Here is a 17,414-nt window from a genome sequence, read left to right as displayed (position 1 = left end):
GGAGAATCGAGTAATGGCATTCGAACTACCTGCTCTACCGTACGAGAAAAATGCACTTGAGCCACACATTTCTCAAGAAACGCTGGAATACCACCACGGTAAGCACCACAACACTTATGTTGTGAAACTGAACGGCCTGATCGAAGGTACTGAGTACGCAGACAAATCTCTGGAAGAGATCATCAAGACCTCGACTGGCGGTGTTTTCAACAACGCAGCTCAGATCTGGAACCACACTTTCTACTGGCACTGCCTGAGCCCAAATGGCGGCGGTGAGCCAACTGGCGCAGTGGCGGATGCCATTGTTAAAGCGTTTGGTTCTTTTGACGCATTCAAAGCAAAATTCACTGATTCAGCAATCAACAACTTTGGTTCATCATGGACTTGGTTGGTGAAAAAAGCAGACGGTTCTCTGGACATCGTTAACACGTCTAACGCTGGTACGCCACTAACTGAAGCAGGTGTCACTCCTCTGCTGACTGTTGATCTGTGGGAACACGCTTACTACATCGACTACCGTAACCTGCGTCCCGACTACATGAACGGTTTCTGGGCACTGGTTAACTGGGAATTCGTTGCTAATAACCTGGCAGCTTAATTCTCAAACCTAACGGTTAAGATCGCAAAAGGCCCGCACATTCAGTGCGGGCCTTTTCTTATGGTTCTTTGTTGTTGATTGTTCAGTTGCTGATTTTTCAGCAGGCAGCCCCACTACTTACTGAGCAAAATCATCTGACCTGAATTATCAAACAATCAGGCTTTCTCTGCCAGAATGATACGCAGTGTACGGCGCAGCGGCTCAGCAGCACCCCACAACAGCTGATCACCCACAGTGAACGCATTGAGGAAATCATCGCCCATTGCCAGCTTACGCAGACGGCCCACAGGTACAGACAGAGTGCCTGTTACTTTCGTTGGCGTCAGCTCCTGCATGGTAATATCACGCTCATTCGGGATCACTTTAACCCAGTCATTGTGCGACGCAATAATACCTTCGATTTCATCCAACGGGACGTTCTTCTTCAGTTTCAGCGTCAGCGCCTGGCTGTGACAACGCATCGCACCGATACGCACGCAGGTCCCGTCAATCGCAATCGGGCTGTTGCCGGTTGCCAGAATCTTGTTAGTCTCGACGCCGCCTTTCCACTCTTCTTTGCTCTGCCCGTTTTCACGCTTCACATCGATCCAGGGGATCAGAGAGCCCGCCAACGGCACACCGAACTCAGATGTCGGGAAATCGGCAGAGCGCATGGCTTGCGCCACTTTACGGTCGATATCCAGAATAGACGTGGCCGGATTAGCCAGCTCGCTGGTAACGTTGTCATTAATGACACCCATCTGAGAGATCAACTCACGCATATTCTTGGCACCCGCGCCTGACGCCGCCTGATAAGTCTGGGAGGTCATCCACTCAACCAAACCTGCCTTAAACAGTCCGCCGACCGCCATCAGCATCAGGCTGACAGTGCAGTTACCACCGGCGAATGAACGCACGCCAGAGTGGATACCCTGCTGAATCTGATCAAAGTTAACCGGATCCAGAGTGATGATGGTTTGATCATCCATACGCAGCGTAGACGCCGCATCAATCCAGTAACCTTTCCAGCCTGCCTGACGCAGCGCCGGATACACCTTCTCGGTATAGCTGCCACCCTGGCAGGTAATAATGGCATCAAGCTTCTTCAGTGCATCAATATCAAATGCATCATGAAGTACGCCTGCATCTTTACCGAAGTCAGGCGCAGGAATTCCAACCTGAGAGGTTGAAAAGAAAACAGGTTCAATATGGTCAAAGTCTTTTTCTTCCACCATACGTTGCATAAGCACGGAACCTACCATGCCGCGCCAACCGATCAAACCAACTTTCATCATAGCTTGCTACACTCCATGTTGACGTGATTGGGCACCTCCTAAATTGATTGGAGAAAAGCCACCTCAGTATGCAACAGGTCAAATAAAGACCATCAGTGACACACTGACAGCCGCATACCCATTTCAATCACGTTTTTGAAAACCACATTCATGGCTGTTACGCGCCAGAAATACTCTGCATTATCGCAACGGCCATGAACCGAAGATAGCTAAATACCATAAAGCAAAGCCCCTACCAACGCAACAAAATGCCAAAATTAACTGGTGTCAAAGCTGTAACACAGCGCAGCATGATGAGCGCACCAGTTTTTTTAGAGCATTCAGCTAATTTGATGTCATGGAACAGAGCGATGATGCTAGATTTTCAGGGAATAAATCATGATTTTCCTGCAGAAGCTAAAATACGGTTTTTCACACTCTTTAATTCACTAAAGCGTGTATTCATATATCTTTACATCACTTTATCGCAATCAGAAGGCTGATTTGCTCTCAATAGGCAAAAACCTTAAATAAGGCATCGAGAATGATGGATTCCAAGGCAGAGAAAAGGATCAAAAATAAGCAGATAATCAGGAGTGAAGCGTTGGGACAGCGCAGGCAAACTGGCTCTGAATAATAGATAAGGAATAACACGGATAAAGTGTCCGAAACACTAAAGTTAGATAAGACGTACTGCACAGATTTCCAACTGTACAGTACGACTGTTCAACTGCGTATCAGGTGTCGCTGTTCTGACGTCGCTGAAGCTGATCTTTCAGGTTCGGCGGTGTGCCTTTAATCGTCAGTGTGTCGGTGTCCGGATCGTAGAAAATTCGCTCACCCAGCAGCATGCTGTCAAAGTTGATCGTCAGCCCGCCACCGGAGCCGACAAACTTGGTCAGCTTACGCATGGCAGTCCGATCAGCCGGAAAGGTGTCTTCCAGCTCATAGCCTTGGTTGGAGGTGAACTGGTAGAAGTCGACCCCGGCCTCTGTGGCAGGTAATTCACCCGACAACTCTTTCACCGCAACTTCTTCACCGGACTGCAGCTGACCGTTGCAGTAATCGTAGACCTGCTTGCGGTATTGCTGCTTTTCCTCTTTATCCATACGAGAATCAGCACAGAAATCCTCAACCGCCTGCATCAGCACCTGATTCTGCACTTTGACATCCAGGCCGACTTCCGCCTGCAGGAAATCCAGGAAAAAGTCGGCCACTTTACGACCAACCCGCCCCTTGATAAAGGTCAGGTAGCGATTACATTCGGAATCAGTCTCCCAGGATGACAAGTCTATCCGGGCAACAATTTCCATTTTGCTGACATCCAGATAGTCTGTGGCGCTAATATCAAGTTGATCAGTCACCTTCATGCTGTGGCAGGTTGGCAGAAGACCAATGAAGAGATAATCGGTGGCCAGAGACTGGTATTGCGCCATGACCAGTGTCCCGGCATCAGCAAACGGATACTTCACCAGCTCAGATTGCAGACGTTGTGACGCCTGATTTGAAAAAGTCAGAAAATCCAGTTCTCCCTGGCGGCACTGTTTCAGCCAGTAACCGAATTCACTCTCTTCGGAGAATCGGCCAAAGCCTTTGGTACCCTTGCTGCTGTACACCCGGTGCAGTTCAGCAACCAGTTCAGTGGTGGTATCGGTATGTTCTAGTTCCTGCTCTCTCAACTGAACAGACAGCTCATCTTGTTCGTTTTTGGAGAATTGGTGCAGGATGACGTTGGAAAGCGTGAGACTCATAATGGAAAAGTTTTTCAGTAAATCTAAAGTGTAGGGTATTATAAGTCGCTTTCTTCACCATAAAACAAGACCTGATATGCCAATTACATCAAAATACAGTAATGAAAAAGTGGAACAGATCCTTAATGATGTGTTCGATGTCTTTGAAAAGCACGATACATCTGCTGAATTAGCGCTTATGATTGTAGGTAATGTTGCTACCAATATCATTAATGCCGATGTTCCGGCATCACAACGTCAAGCCATTGCTGATAAATTCGCCCAAGCTCTGCTGACCTCAATCAAGAAAGATTAATCCCAGCACCAGAGAGAAGAAGAACACAGGTATATGGTCTCCAGCGGAAACAACTACAAAGAAACCGTGTCTCAACTGATTAGCTGGGGACACTGGTTCAGTTTTTTCAATATTATCGCCGCCATGCTGTTAGGCACCCGGTACATTATCCATTCGGAGTGGCCGGAAACCCTGATGGGGCAGCTTTATATGGGCCTGAGCTGGGTGGGTCATTTCGGCTTTCTGGTTTTTGGCTTTTACATTCTCATTCTGTTTCCTGCCAGCTTTCTCATCCCTTCGCAGCGTTTGATGCGACTGTTTGCGGTGCTGGTTGGAACCATAGGTCAAACCATACTGATTCTGGACACCCATGCTTATGAAAGCCTGGATCTCCATCTCAGCCCTCTAGTCTGGGATCTGTTACTCAGTGGGGAACGCACCGAACTGAATGCCCGCTGGCAATACTTGTTCATAGTCGTGCCAGCCATTTTCCTGCTCCAGCTGTTCCTGTCTGAATGGCTGTGGCGCAAGCTGCGTAAACTTACACGCAAGCATGTCGGCGTACCAATTGCTTCTGTTTTCGGACTGTGTTTCCTCGCCAGCCATCTGCTCTACATTTGGGCCGATGCCAATCTTTATCGGCCCGTTACGGCGCAGCGATCCAATTTTCCGCTGTCTTATCCAATGACAGCCAAATCCTTTATGGAACGCCATGGCCTGTTAGACAGGCAGGAATATGCCCGTTTGCAGGAAAAGCAGGGCGTTGAAAACAGCGAGAGCATCCGCTATCCGCTCAAGCCGCTGTCATTCAGCGATAAAGGGACCGGCCAGAACCTGTTGGTTATTATGATCGATGGCTTACGCAGTGATATGGTCACAGCTGAAACCATGCCGTATCTGGCTGCCTACGCGCAGCAGAATCTGAACTTTACTGAGCATTACAGTACTGGAAACGACAGTACCCTGGGGACCTTTGGCTTATTTTATGGCCTGCCCGGCGCCTACAATACCAGTATCCGGGCAGAGCACAGCCCACCGGTCTTGCTCGAAACCCTCACTAAACGCGGGTATCGGTTTGGTTTGTTCAGCGGTTCAGGCTTTGCCGATGTCATCTATCCGCAGGCTATCTTCACCAAAGATCAGATAGCTTTAGCCGCGGCCCTGAACCCGGAGACACATAGCGATCAGCAAGCCATTACCAATATGCAAAGCTGGCTGAGCAAACAAACCGCAGGCAAACCCTGGTTTGGCTATCTGGAACTGGTATCAGTCCAGGATTACGAAGATTCTGACAATGCCGTTGCAGCCACATTTTCACCCTCGCTGAAAGACACTCAGCCCGGTGAAGACTCAAGCACAGATCCGGCTGAGCTACTGAAAAACAGTTATCGTAATTCGGCTTACTATGTTGATGAGCAATTGATTGCCATCTTTGATAGCCTGATTAAACGCGACATGCTGGACAATACTGTAGTGATTATCACCGCCAACCACGGTACTGAGTTTAATGAAACCGGCACCAATTCCTGGGGTTCGGGATCCAATTACAGCCAGTATCAGCTGAAAGTACCGCTGATCGTCCATTGGCCAGATAGCCAAACCGCACAGATCAGCCGGGCAACCAGTCACCTTGATATTGTCCCTACTCTGATGGAAACCCTGCTCAGTACCACGACAGCGCCTGAGTTTTACAGCAGTGGCATCAGTCTGTTCGATACCAGCAATAAACGTCGCTGGGTATTGGCTGGCGACCATCAGGACATTGTTGTTGTCCAGCCGGAAGGTACCACAATAGTTGATAAATACGGCAACTACACTGTGTACGACGCTGAATACAGAATGAAAGATAACGGGAAACCGAAACTCTCCACTTTGATGCAGGTAATGCATGAGCTGAAGCGGTTTTATCAGCCGGGGTCTGCGCAATAATCTCTCAACAGGGCAGCCCATATAGCTGCCCTGCTCTTTATGAACATTACCGGCCAGCCAACTAAACTAACTAATGGTAATCAATATTGCTGGCGTAGCATTGCTCATAGCCATCATTCCAGCCATTCGCGTATTTATTCTCTTTCTTCATTCTCTCGGGATCCTGACGAAACCCGTCATAGAAAGTCGTCGCCTGTACTTTTCGGCTGTCACAACCATCCTGATACCCTTCAAGATAATTGCGGGCAAATCCCAGTTCTGCGAGCTGAGCATGCCGTGTTTGGCCACATGCCGACAAAATCAGAGACAGTGATACCCACAATAAAAACACATGTCGTCTTTTCATGTTCTCACCTGACGGTGTAAATAAAGTCAAAATATCCCCGTAAGGTAAAAATAGTGAAACTTGTCAGTTAACTCTGTCTCAATAGTGACACAAGGGCCGTCTGGCTGCTGAGCGACCTACGGCATGTCCAGGCCAGCCCGCCACAAATTGGCAACAAAGCCATCAACAAACACGCATTACCGCCTTCGTGCATCGTCCGCAAAATAAATACCTTCAGGGTGTCAATGCAACAAAACGCACACACACATAATAAATTTGACTACGGCCAGATTTTAACTAATTGCTATATATGTTTATTGAATTTCCCGCGTTAGCACTCTGTTCTCTTTTCATTATTTTTATATCGTAATGTATTAAAAAACATTTCCTTACCCCTCCAGGTCAGTAGCAGCGAGAACGGAATGGATTCCTTCTATCAGGCATACTTTTCACAATGGCAGACAGCAACAGAGAGGCCAGCAGTTATTGATGGGCTGCTTCCTCTGTTTTGCCGCCATTTGGGTGCCTCATCCTGTCGGCTGTTCGTAAAAAAGCACGCTGAGTGGACTCATTTCACGCATTGCACCCCATTCCATAGCTTGCCTATATCACCGCGTGATGAAGAGCTCGAAGGCTGGCTTTGTCAGCCGATGCCATTTCACCGGCAGTCTGCTGAGAAGGCGGTGCTTTGGCTTCCGCTGCAACATCAGGGTACACCTATTGGCTTGCTGGCACTGAGTTATCCGGCAGGTTCGCCATGCACAGACCCTGACTATTTACAGCCTTGTATCCTCCACCTGAGTGCCGAGCTGAAAAATGACATCGCAGCAGAGCAGCCTGCCGGTTCGGGCCCGGTTTTACTGGATATGCTGCAGGGCTTGCACGACATCTCTTTCGCTTTATGGCGTGCTGAAAGTATTGACGATATGCTCTTTCATGCCGTCGAACAGGGAAAGAAAGTGCTGAAGATTGATCGTATCGCTATCTTTCTTCTGACAGGGCATAACCGGATGAAAGGCACTTATGGCACAGATACTGAAGGCAATACGGTAAAAGAAGCCTATTTTGAATCCCCTATCCCGCCTCACTGGTTCATTGACCATCCTCAGGCACAACACGGTTACCTGGCCATTGAAGAGAACACGTCGCTCTATCATGATTTACAGGAAATCGGGTTTGGCTGGAGTGCTTACACGTCACTGTGGGACGGGGATAAACGCGTTGGCTGGATAGCTTACGATAACCTGATCAACGGACGCCCGCTGGCTGACTATCACCCGCAGCTTCTCAAGCAGTTCAGCTTTATTGTCTCTCAGCATCTGGTTCGCAGACAGACAGAAGAACACCTCAGCCAGCTCAATGGCGAACTGGAAAAGCGCGTCACCGAACGGACGCGGGAATTGCAGCAGTTAAACCGGCAACTGGAACACACTTCCCGTCATGATCCCTTAACGCAGGTGCCGAACCGGCGGGTGTTTGATCAAACCCTGCCCTTAGAATGGCGCAGGGCTCAGCGGCACCAGTTACCCGTCTCATTGCTGATTATCGATGTGGATCACTTCAAGTCGTTCAATGACACCTATGGTCACGCGATGGGCGACCGTTGCCTGAGCCTGATTGCCCAGACGCTGGTCTCGGTCGAACGTCGGGCCGGGGCACTGTTTGCCCGTTATGGCGGAGAAGAATTCGTTATCTTGCTGCCGGGTCAAAACGCTCAGGCAGCGATTGTCGCTGCCGAAAACACCTTGAAAGCGGTTCGTTCGTTGCTCATTCCTGTCAACAATCAGGAATACTGCAATGTCACTGTGAGTGTTGGCATCAGTTGTATGGTGCCGGACAAACAGTCGACAGCAGATCAACTGTTTAATCAGGCCGACAGCGCCTTATACAAAGCCAAATCGCTGGGCCGGGATGCCTTTTTTATTTACGACGACTAGCCGCTCTTTTCTGGCCGGTACTTTTCTGACCTGTAGCACCCGAATGTTGCCTGCTCCGCGTACGCCGGTTATAGCCGCCCTTTCCTTTACTGGCCGGAGGAGCAACCGCCTGAAGTGTTCGGAGGCTTGGCGGGACACCACCTGATTTGATCGACCCCATCAGTTGCTCAATCTGCTGTTGCAGCGCTCCCATAAACGGCTGGTAGGCATATTTCCGCTCAGCCATGTCCTGCAGCTGGTGTTCCCAATGTGCCGTCATGTCCGGGTAGGTCGCTTCATCAGGTAAGGCATACACCAGAGCGCGGCCAGCGTCTGAGGCATGAATATTCTTCCCCTGACGGTAGAGTAACTGGCGCTTGAACAAGACTTCCATAATACCGGCCCGGGTTGCTTCCGTACCTAAACCGTCCGTGTCGCGCAGAATCTTCTTCAGAGATTTATCTGCCACAAATCTGGCGATCCCAGTCATCGCCTGAAGCAAAGTTGCTTCGGTAAAATGCTTAGGCGGCTCCGTCACCCTGTCTTTGATTTCTCCGTCCTGGCAGGTCAGCACTGTGCCTTTATCCAAAGGCGGCACTTTATCGGCCAGATCCTGCTCTTTGTCGGCATCGTCTTTACCCTGCAACACTTTCCAGCCCGGCTGCATCAGCTGGCGGCCTCTGGCAATGAACACTCCGCCTGCGATAGCAAATGTCAGCTTAGCTTCCGCGTAAACCGCCGCCGGGTAAAACTGCATCAGATACTGACGGGCAATCAACTGATAAACCTTGGCTTCCTGATCATTCAGGCTGCCGGGCTGCACCGCTTTCGGGGTGGGAATAATGGCATGGTGCGCATCCACTTTACTGTCATTCCAGGCTTTTGAGCGTATTGATAAATCTGCGCCCTTGACCGCCTCAAGCATCTGCGGTGCCGTTGAAGACACAGCTTTCACCACCTCACTGGCCTGATGATAGTGCTCGGCCGGCAGATAGCGGCAGTCAGAACGCGGATAGGTGATGACTTTGTGCTTCTCGTACAACGACTGACAGCACGCCAGTACATCCGCCGCGCTCATGCCAAAGCGACGCGCTGTATCGATCTGCAGTGCCGACAGAGAATAAGGTAAGGGCGGCGATTGGCGGGTTTCTTTTCGCTCCGCATCCGAAACAGTGGCTGGCTGGCCCTTAATGCGCGCCACAACATTTTCACACAGCTTGCGATTAAGCACCCGGCCTTCATCGTCTTGCCAGGGTTCACAGGCCTTGCTCGGCTGCCAACGGGCGCGGATAACGTTGTCCTGATAGGGGATCAATGCATAGACATCATAGAAAGGAACCGGCACGAAATTGGCGATCTCGTCATCCCGGCGAGTCACCAGCCCAAGCACAGGTGTTTGTACCCTGCCGACCGACAGTACGCCTTTATAGCCGCCCCGCTGCCCGAGCAAGGTATAAGCACGAGACATATTCATGCCGTACAGCCAATCCGCCCGGGAGCGGGCCAGGGCTGACACAGACAACGGAATAAAATCGCTATTGTCCCTTAACTGCCCGAGCGCTCTTTTCACTGCTGCCGGGTTAAGATCTGAGATAAGTAAGCGTTTCATGGCTGCTTTTTTCGCGGCGGCCAGCTTAACATAGTCGATCACTTCATCGACCAGCAGCTGACCTTCCCTGTCCGGATCGCCAGCATGTATCACTTCATCTGCCAGTTTAGCTAACTTGCGGACCACACTCAGTTGCTGCTTAGCCGATTTTCTCGGTGCCAGTTGCCACTGCTCAGGAATGATAGGCAAATCATCCAGATTCCATTTCTTATAACGCGGATCATACGCATCCGGCTCGACCTGCTCGAGCAAATGGCCGATACACCAGGTGACAATGTCGCCGTTGGCGACTTCGATGTAGCCTTGATGATTCTTATGCGGACGGGGTAAGACGGCTGCAATAGCACGTCCAAGGCTGGGTTTTTCAGCGATATAAAGACGGGTCATGAAGTCTGTAACTACTGGAAATAACTCTCCGCACTATAAAGAATTCAGCAATAGGTGACAATCATTACTGGATATAAACCCAGTAAAAGTTCACAAAGCCGTCGCAGGATTGAGGAGAGACAGGCAGCAATAAGCTGCCTGAAGAAGCCTGCAGGAAACTATACAGAAAGCTATAAATACTCAACAAATTGCGCCAAATCCCGCTCTGGCGCTTTCGCATCACGGCAATCCGGTGTGCCCAGATACAGAAAACCGACAATCATATCATCACCCTGTACGCCCAGCGCTTCGCGTACCACAGTATGATATGCCCAGCTTCCTGTGCGCCAAAAGCCAGCATAACCCTGAGCAACCGCCGCCATCTGCATCGCCTGAGCCGCACAGCCTGCCGACAGATGTTGTTCAATCACTGGAATTTTATCGCTGGGCTGCACTTTAGCGACAACAGTAATCACCATAGGCGCACGGAAAGGGGCTTTAGAGGCTTTTTCGATCACCGCCTCTTCTGCCTTATCAGCCTGGGCAGCAGAGACCAGAATATCGGCCAGCTTATTCAAACCTTCGCCTTCCGAGACGATAAAACGCCAGGGAGTCAACGCACCGTGATCCGGTGCCCGAAGGCCGGCACGAAGAATATTGTCCAGCACTTCACCCTGAGGGGCCGGGGCGGTCATTTTAGGCAAGGAGCGACGATTAAGCAGCAGCGACAGTGCATCCATAAATTATGTATCCTCGATGATAACAATTCTTGTTAAATACCATACCACATCTGCTCTTCTGAGTAACGGCAACGAAAAGAGGCTCCCTCAGGAGCCTCTTGGTCACAGTAGCCGATACCTGACGATATCTAAAGACGGGCGGCCAGCTCTGTTCCCTGACGGATAACACGCTTGGCATCCACTTCCCCGGCGAATTCAGCACCACCGATAACATGCACTTTGATGCCCAGCGCTTTGAGCGGAGCCGACAACTCTTCCACCGAAGTCTGACCGGCGCACAGCACAATATGATCAACTTCCAGCACGCGCTGCTGTCCTTCCACGCTAATATGCAGACCTTGCTCATCAATCTTCTCGTAGCTGACGCCGGAGAGCATTTCAACACCGCGTTTCAGCAACACCTGCTGGTGGATCCAGCCTGTCGTCTTACCCGGCCCTTTACCCATCTTGCCGGGCCGGCGCTGCATCAGCCACACCTGGCGCTCACTGTGCTCGCTTTGAGGCGTACATAAACCACCAGCATGGGTAATGGTTTTATCAATGCCCCAATCCTGTAACCAGCTGTCCAGAGAACTGTCCTGAGGTTCTGTCAGCATACTTGAGACATCCACCCCGATACCACCAGCACCGATCACAGCCACCCGCTGACCCAGCTGCACTTTATCGCGGATCAGTGTCTGATAATCTATCACCTTATCGCTGGCTTCCAATCCGGGAATGGCGGGAATACGAGGTTTCACCCCGGTCGAGACCACGACATCGTCATAGCCTTTCAGCTCATTGATATCCACCGCCTTGCCCAGTTTCAGGTTCACACCTGTCTGGCTCAAACGGCGGGAGAAATAACGAATCGTTTCCCGGAATTCTTCTTTACCCGGAATTTGCATCGCCAGATTAAACTGCCCGCCGATATACTCGTTCTTCTCGTATAAATCGACCTCGAAGCCGCGTTCTGCAGCAGCCGTTGCGAAAGCCAGCCCAGCAGGACCCGCACCGATAACCGCCACTTTGCGGTGCTGTGCGGCCGGGGTCAGCACTAACTCTGTCTCATAACAGGCCTGAGGGTTAACCAGGCAACTTGCCCGCTTGCCGGCAAAAACATGATCCAGACAGGCCTGATTACAGCCAATACAGGTATTAATGTCGTCGGCACGGTTCTGTTCGGCCTTCAGCACAAAATCAGCGTCAGCCAGGAACGGACGGGCCATGGACACCATATCCGCCTGATCGGCAGCAAGAATGGACTCTGCCACCTCTGGCGTATTAATCCGGTTACAGGTCACCAGCGGGATAGACACTTTACCTTTCAGCTTTTCCGTTACCCAGCTGAACGCTGCCCGGGGAACCTGAGTCGCTATAGTAGGAACTCGCGCCTCATGCCAGCCGATACCGGTATTGAGAATGGTCACACCGGCGGCTTCCAGCGCCTGAGCCAGCTGTACCACTTCATCATAGGTACTGCCCTGCTCCACCAGATCCAGCATCGAAAGACGGAAAATAATAATAAAATCTGTGCCTACCCGGGCACGAACGGCTTTCACCAATTCAATTGGAAAACGGACCCGGTTCTCATAGCTACCGCCCCATTCATCGGTTCGGTGGTTGGAACGCTGACAGATAAACTGATTGATCAGATAACCTTCAGAGCCCATCAGCTCAACGCCGTCATAACCCGCTTCTCTCGCCAGCTCAGAGCTGCGTGCAAAGGCGTCAATGGTCTTGAGGATCTGGCGGCGGCTCATTTCTTTGGGCGTAAATTTAGAGATAGGTGCTTTAATGCCAGAAGCACTGACAGCAAACGGATGCATCGCATAGCGCCCGGCATGCAGAAGCTGAATGGCAATCTTGCCGCCTTCTTTGTGGACAGCATCTGTAATAACCCGGTGTGCCCTTGCCGCTCGTCCGCTGCTGAATTCGGCACTGAGTGGTGTCAAGCGGCCGCGAAAATTGGGTGCAAAGCCGCCAGTTACAATCAAGCCTACTCCACCTCTGGCGCGGGCAGCGTAAAAGGCAGACAGCTTTTTAAATCCATCGTGTGCTTCTTCCAGGCCAGTATGCATAGACCCCATCAACACCCGGTTTTTAAGCTGAGTGAAGCCAAGATCCAAAGGTGCCAGCAAGTGTGGGTAGGTAAGAGTGTCCATAGCTTCCCTATATCTCTTTAATTATTGTAGGTCAGACCAGTTATAGCATAGGGTTAACCTTCACTCAAACACCTGTTTACATAACCTCAACATCCATCACTACTGCGGTACTTTCCAAATACGCAATTTTAGTCGCAATATAGCTATCATTAGGATTTTACGCTGTGTCTCGGTTAGGATAAGCACTGGGATTTATTATCAGGAAAGGCCATGAAAGTACTACTAAAAGGCATTGCCAAAGTGCTGCGCGGATGTTGGAAGCTGTTGAGCTTTACCCGTCAGCTATTTTTTAACCTGTTTTTTATTGCTCTGATTGGGGTCATCATTTTTGCCTTCCAGCAAGGGGCTGAATCGCCGGTTCTGCCAGAAAAGGCCGCTTTGGTACTGGATATTGACGGTCCGATTGTTGAGCAGCGCTCCTACGTCAATCCCTTCGACCAATTTGTCGACAGCGCCATGGGTCAGGTGCCGGTTCAGGAAAATATCCTTTTTGACATCGTCGATACCATTCGGGCTGCCGCCAAGGATGACAGGATCACCGGCCTTATCCTGAATCTGAAAAGCATGCCAGAGACGAACCTGACGAAGCTGCGCTACATTGCCAAGGCCATTGAAGAATTCAAGCAGGCTGGCAAACCTGTCTATGCCACGGGCGATCACTACCGCCAGAGCCAGTACTACCTGGCCAGCTTCGCCGACAAAGTGTTCATGTCTGCCGACGGCGGCGTGATGCTGACAGGTTACGGCAGCTATTCGCTGTACTATAAAACCTTACTGGATAACCTGGATGTCACCACCCATGTCTTCCGCGTCGGGACCTATAAATCATTCGTTGAGCCCTACACCCGTGACAACATGTCAGACGCTGCCCGCGAAGCAAACACAGTCTGGCTCAACCAGATGTGGGACGCTTACACGCAGGATGTCGCACGTAACCGCCACATCCATGCCAGTGTCCTGAACCCTGAAGTCAAAGATCTGGTTGCAGAACTGAAAAGTGTCGAGGGCGATTTCGCACGCCTGAGCCAGAAAATGGGACTGGTAGACGAACTGATCAGCCGTACCCAACTCCGACAGACCTTTATCAAGGAATTTGGCAGCGATGGCGACCATGGCTTTAATCAGATCAGTTATTACGATTATCAGCCTTCGGTCAGTGCACCATTCGAGCCAAGCCGCAATGGTATTGCCATAGTCGTTGCCAGCGGCGCAATTGTCGATGGTCAGCAAGGGCAAGGCAGAGTCGGTGGCGACACAACGGCCGCTTTACTGCGAGAAGCCCGTCTTGATGATGACATTAAAGCGGTGATTCTGCGCGTTGACAGCCCTGGTGGCAGTGCCTTCGCTTCTGAGATTATCCGCAATGAAGTGGATGCATTAAAACTGGCTGGCAAGCCTGTAGTGGTGTCAATGTCCAGCCTGGCGGCATCCGGCGGTTACTGGATCTCGTCCAGCGCCAGTGAAATTATTGCTCAGCCAACCACTATCACAGGTTCTATCGGTATCTTCGGCATGCTGGCTACCTTTGAAAAAGGCCTGGAAAACATCGGGGTGCACAGCGATGGCGTCGGTACTACCCCCTTTGCCGGTATCGGGATAACCCGAGGCTTGCCTGACGATGTCGCTGAAATTTTCCAGCTGGGTATCGAAAACGGCTATCAGCGCTTTATCAGCCTGGTCAGCGAGAATCGCCATATATCACTCGAAGAGACAGACAAAATAGCACAAGGCCGGGTCTGGACGGGTCAGGATGCATTAAAACTGGGTCTGGTTGATCGTCTGGGTGATTTCGATGATGCCATTGTCTCTGCGGCCAAACTGGCAAAACTGGACAACTACGACATTCGCTGGATAGCCTTGCCGCTCAGCCCGATGGAGCAGTTTCTGCAGGATATGACGTCAGAAACCAGCGCGCGCATTGGCATGGCAATATCCGCCCAGCTACCCAATGTGTTCACGCCGGCTTTGCGCCATATTACAGCCGATATCACCAATATGAATAATTTCAATGACCCCAAAGGACAATATGCTTTCTGTCTGAATTGTTCCAGCACAGGAAATTAACTCTTTTCGGATTCACAGTGATGAAACTTGACTTAGCCCGGTATATCCGGGCTTTTTTTCGCCGGTTTTCACCGTATAATGCCTTCACCATCAATAACTATGCTGTACCCGTACTCTAATGACAAAAAAACATATCTATATCGCCTACACAGGCGGAACAATTGGAATGCAGAAGTCAGCTCACGGATATATTCCTGTCGCTGGTTTTATGGAACAGCAACTGCAGAACATGCCTGAGTTTCACCGCTCAGAAATGCCTGCATTCACTATCCATGAATATGCGCCACTGATTGACTCTTCAGATATGACTCCTGAAGATTGGCAACGCATTGCTGATGATATTAAGGCCAACTACGACAAGTTTGATGGATTTGTCATTCTTCATGGTACGGACACCATGGCCTATACCGCTTCTGCTTTATCCTTCATGCTGGAAAATCTGGGCAAGCCTGTGATTGTCACCGGCTCGCAAATCCCACTGGCAGAAATGCGCTCAGACGGTCAGAGCAACCTGCTTAATGCGCTGCATCTCGCGGCTAATTACCCGGTTAATGAAGTGACGGTTTTCTTCAATAACCAGCTTCTGCGCGGCAACCGCAGCACAAAAGCCCATGCCGACGGTTTCAATGCTTTTATTTCACCCAATATGCCAGCGCTGATCGAAGCAGGTATCAACATTCAGGTAAAACCAGCCACAGAGCTGAACAAACAGCCGGCAGGTGAGTTTCGGGTACACCAAATTACCCCGCAACCAATCGGTGTGATAACTATGTACCCCGGCATTTCACCTGAAGTTATCCGCAACACCCTGCGCCAGCCGGTCAACGCCATGATCCTGCTGACATTCGGAGTGGGTAATGCGCCGCAAAACGCTGATCTTCTGGCTCAGCTTAAAGAAGCGGCCGACCGCGGCGTCATAGTGGTTAACCTGACTCAGTGCCTGTCCGGAAAAGTGAACATGGATGGCTACGCAACTGGCTGTGCACTGGCGGATGCCGGCGTACTCAGTGGTTATGATATGACCCGGGAAGCCGCACTGGCGAAACTGCACTTTCTGCTCAGCCAGGCGCTGCCAACAGAAAAAGTGCGTGAGCTGATGCAACAGGACATCCGCGGCGAGTTATCCCGCTAATCAAGTTAATCGGACTCCCCCAATTGAGCCGCACTCGTGCGGCTCTTTTTATATCTCAGCTACACTTATAGCAAATTTCGTCTGTTGACTATGAGCAAGGTTGACTATGATTCTGCACGGCGCCTCCATTTCTCCTTTTGTCAGAAAAATCATGCTGGCCTTATCTTACAAAGGGCTGAATTACAACTTACAACCGCTCAACCCGTACCTGGAAAAAGAGTTGGCGCACAAACGCCATCCAATGGGAAAAGTGCCGGTGCTGGAACATGACAGTCTGACAGTTATCGACTCAACAGTTATTGCCCATTACCTTGACGACATCTACCCGGTTCCTCCGCTGTACCCGGGCGATGCCGGTGAAAGAGCAAAAATCCGGTGGCTGGAAGAATATGCCGATACCCGGCTCAGCGCACTGCTCGCTGGCGTGCTCTTCTATCAGAAAATTCTGAGGGGGCAGATTCTGGAAAAAGACGTTGATCAGGATGCCATTGACGACTGCATTCAGCATCATCTGCCGCCGGTTCTGAACTACCTGGAAGAACAAGTGCCGGCAGAAGGTTATATTACGACCCGTTTTTCGATGGCCGAAATTACGCTATGGAGTATTTTCCGCAGTGGCTGGATGGCTGGCTTAAGATTGAAACCTTACTATCCCAAACTGGCCATGTATCTGGAAGGTATTGAGCAAGAGCCCTGGGTGTCTAGTCTGGTGACGCAGGAAGATCATGAATTGAGTGGGTTTTACTGTGACCCTGTGCCTTTCACTGTGCCCAGGCAGTGATAACTGCAGATGAGCGCACCAGCCTTTACAGGGTCATAGGTGTCAGTTTTGCTGTAAAGAGAAACGGGCAATATCTGCCACAGGGGTTTCACTGTCTTCTATGGCAAAATCACGCTTGAGCTCAGATTTAGACTTAAAGCGAATCTCACCACCGGCTGCCACTGTCATATGCTCGGCCTCTGTATTATGACGAGACTGATACAGCATGACGGCCTGCATGGTGGACTCTTTCTGAGCCTCAGTTAATGGGGTGCCATCAGCCCATTTACCTGTTTCAGCCGCCGCCAGTAACTTTTGGTACACCTCTGGGGTCATGGCAGCCAGAATCTGTTGTACATCCATCCCATCTACTCCTCTTCATGCCCGACTATTTCAGGCCACTTGCAATGGTAGGCTACGATAATGACCTGAGTTTGCCAGTCAAGTAGCGTCTTGGTTTTAGTTTTCTTTTGTTTTCGTGATCACACTGCAGCAATGTCACATTATTCTTTCTCTCAGGTCAGTTTCTGCCGATAGGTATTAGGGTATTCTT

General features: G+C 50.5%; 15 protein-coding genes. 8 read left to right on the top strand and 7 right to left on the bottom strand.

Annotated features, from left to right (window positions below):
* Positions 1 to 13: 13 nt before the first annotated feature.
* Positions 14 to 598 (top strand): superoxide dismutase [Fe], encoded by a 585-nt coding sequence (gene sodB / locus KCG43_RS01420; protein WP_161455300.1) that lies wholly within the window; start codon positions 14 to 16, stop codon positions 596 to 598.
* A gap of 155 nt (positions 599 to 753) precedes the next feature.
* Here the strand turns inward: sodB and asd are convergent, their stop codons facing one another.
* Positions 754 to 1,869 carry an aspartate-semialdehyde dehydrogenase gene (gene asd / locus KCG43_RS01415; RefSeq protein ID WP_192015361.1) on the bottom strand — a complete coding sequence of 372 codons (1,116 nt, stop codon included), beginning with the start codon at positions 1,867 to 1,869 and terminating at the stop codon, positions 754 to 756.
* Between the two features lie 251 nt (positions 1,870 to 2,120).
* On the opposite strand from asd, the gene KCG43_RS01410 reads away from it, so the two are divergent.
* Positions 2,121 to 2,354: a hypothetical protein gene (locus KCG43_RS01410; protein ID WP_218382897.1), complete on the top strand. Its 234-nt coding sequence runs from the start codon at positions 2,121 to 2,123 to the stop codon at positions 2,352 to 2,354.
* A gap of 234 nt (positions 2,355 to 2,588) precedes the next feature.
* On the opposite strand, the gene yejK is transcribed toward KCG43_RS01410, so the two are convergent.
* The gene (yejK, locus tag KCG43_RS01405; RefSeq protein WP_218382895.1) at positions 2,589 to 3,602 is read right to left on the bottom strand and encodes a nucleoid-associated protein YejK; all 1,014 of its coding nucleotides are present in this window, start codon (positions 3,600 to 3,602) and stop codon (positions 2,589 to 2,591) included.
* A gap of 76 nt (positions 3,603 to 3,678) precedes the next feature.
* On the opposite strand from yejK, the gene KCG43_RS01400 reads away from it, so the two are divergent.
* Both KCG43_RS01400 and KCG43_RS01395 read left to right on the top strand, forming a co-directional pair.
* Positions 3,679 to 3,897, top strand: a complete 219-nt coding sequence (locus KCG43_RS01400) for a YejL family protein (protein WP_027252814.1) — start codon at positions 3,679 to 3,681, stop codon at positions 3,895 to 3,897.
* Positions 3,898 to 3,930: 33 nt separating this feature from the next.
* Positions 3,931 to 5,805, top strand: a complete 1,875-nt coding sequence (locus KCG43_RS01395) for a DUF3413 domain-containing protein (protein WP_218382893.1) — start codon at positions 3,931 to 3,933, stop codon at positions 5,803 to 5,805.
* A gap of 70 nt (positions 5,806 to 5,875) precedes the next feature.
* On the opposite strand, the gene KCG43_RS01390 is transcribed toward KCG43_RS01395, so the two are convergent.
* Positions 5,876 to 6,151: a hypothetical protein gene (locus KCG43_RS01390; RefSeq protein WP_192015133.1), complete on the bottom strand. Its 276-nt coding sequence runs from the start codon at positions 6,149 to 6,151 to the stop codon at positions 5,876 to 5,878.
* A 401-nt stretch (positions 6,152 to 6,552) separates the two neighbouring features.
* Here KCG43_RS01390 and KCG43_RS01385 point away from each other — a divergent pair, with 401 nt between their 5' ends.
* The gene (locus KCG43_RS01385; RefSeq protein ID WP_218382891.1) at positions 6,553 to 8,067 is read left to right on the top strand and encodes a GGDEF domain-containing protein; all 1,515 of its coding nucleotides are present in this window, start codon (positions 6,553 to 6,555) and stop codon (positions 8,065 to 8,067) included.
* Here KCG43_RS01385 and KCG43_RS01380 read toward each other — a convergent pair.
* From KCG43_RS01380 to KCG43_RS01370, 3 genes are all read right to left on the bottom strand, one after another.
* Positions 8,051 to 10,042 carry a DNA topoisomerase III gene (locus KCG43_RS01380; RefSeq protein ID WP_218382889.1) on the bottom strand — a complete coding sequence of 664 codons (1,992 nt, stop codon included), beginning with the start codon at positions 10,040 to 10,042 and terminating at the stop codon, positions 8,051 to 8,053. The genes KCG43_RS01385 and KCG43_RS01380 overlap by 17 nt on opposite strands.
* 170 nt (positions 10,043 to 10,212) lie before the next feature.
* Positions 10,213 to 10,761 carry an NAD(P)H nitroreductase gene (locus tag KCG43_RS01375; protein ID WP_218382887.1) on the bottom strand — a complete coding sequence of 183 codons (549 nt, stop codon included), beginning with the start codon at positions 10,759 to 10,761 and terminating at the stop codon, positions 10,213 to 10,215.
* A gap of 128 nt (positions 10,762 to 10,889) precedes the next feature.
* Positions 10,890 to 12,905: an NADPH-dependent 2,4-dienoyl-CoA reductase gene (locus tag KCG43_RS01370; RefSeq protein WP_218382884.1), complete on the bottom strand. Its 2,016-nt coding sequence runs from the start codon at positions 12,903 to 12,905 to the stop codon at positions 10,890 to 10,892.
* Between the two features lie 210 nt (positions 12,906 to 13,115).
* On the opposite strand from KCG43_RS01370, the gene sppA reads away from it, so the two are divergent.
* The 3 genes from sppA to KCG43_RS01355 all read left to right on the top strand — a co-directional run bounded on the left by sppA (position 13,116) and on the right by KCG43_RS01355 (position 16,882).
* Positions 13,116 to 14,969: a signal peptide peptidase SppA gene (gene sppA / locus KCG43_RS01365; RefSeq protein ID WP_218382883.1), complete on the top strand. Its 1,854-nt coding sequence runs from the start codon at positions 13,116 to 13,118 to the stop codon at positions 14,967 to 14,969.
* A 118-nt stretch (positions 14,970 to 15,087) separates the two neighbouring features.
* Complete coding sequence (ansA, locus tag KCG43_RS01360; RefSeq protein ID WP_192015127.1) at positions 15,088 to 16,101, top strand: asparaginase; 1,014 nt, start codon at positions 15,088 to 15,090, stop codon at positions 16,099 to 16,101.
* A gap of 106 nt (positions 16,102 to 16,207) precedes the next feature.
* Positions 16,208 to 16,882, top strand: coding sequence for a glutathione S-transferase family protein (locus KCG43_RS01355; protein WP_192015126.1), 675 nt, complete (start codon positions 16,208 to 16,210; stop codon positions 16,880 to 16,882).
* A gap of 42 nt (positions 16,883 to 16,924) precedes the next feature.
* Here the strand turns inward: KCG43_RS01355 and KCG43_RS01350 are convergent, their stop codons facing one another.
* Entirely contained in the window at positions 16,925 to 17,224 is a 300-nt protein-coding gene (locus tag KCG43_RS01350; protein WP_218382882.1) for a YeaC family protein, read from the bottom strand.
* Positions 17,225 to 17,414 lie beyond the last annotated feature (190 nt).

Source organism: Photobacterium sp. WH24, assembly GCF_019204055.1.
GTDB classification, from domain to species: domain Bacteria; phylum Pseudomonadota; class Gammaproteobacteria; order Enterobacterales; family Vibrionaceae; genus Photobacterium; species Photobacterium arenosum.
This window is presented reverse-complemented; position numbering and strand designations above follow the sequence as displayed.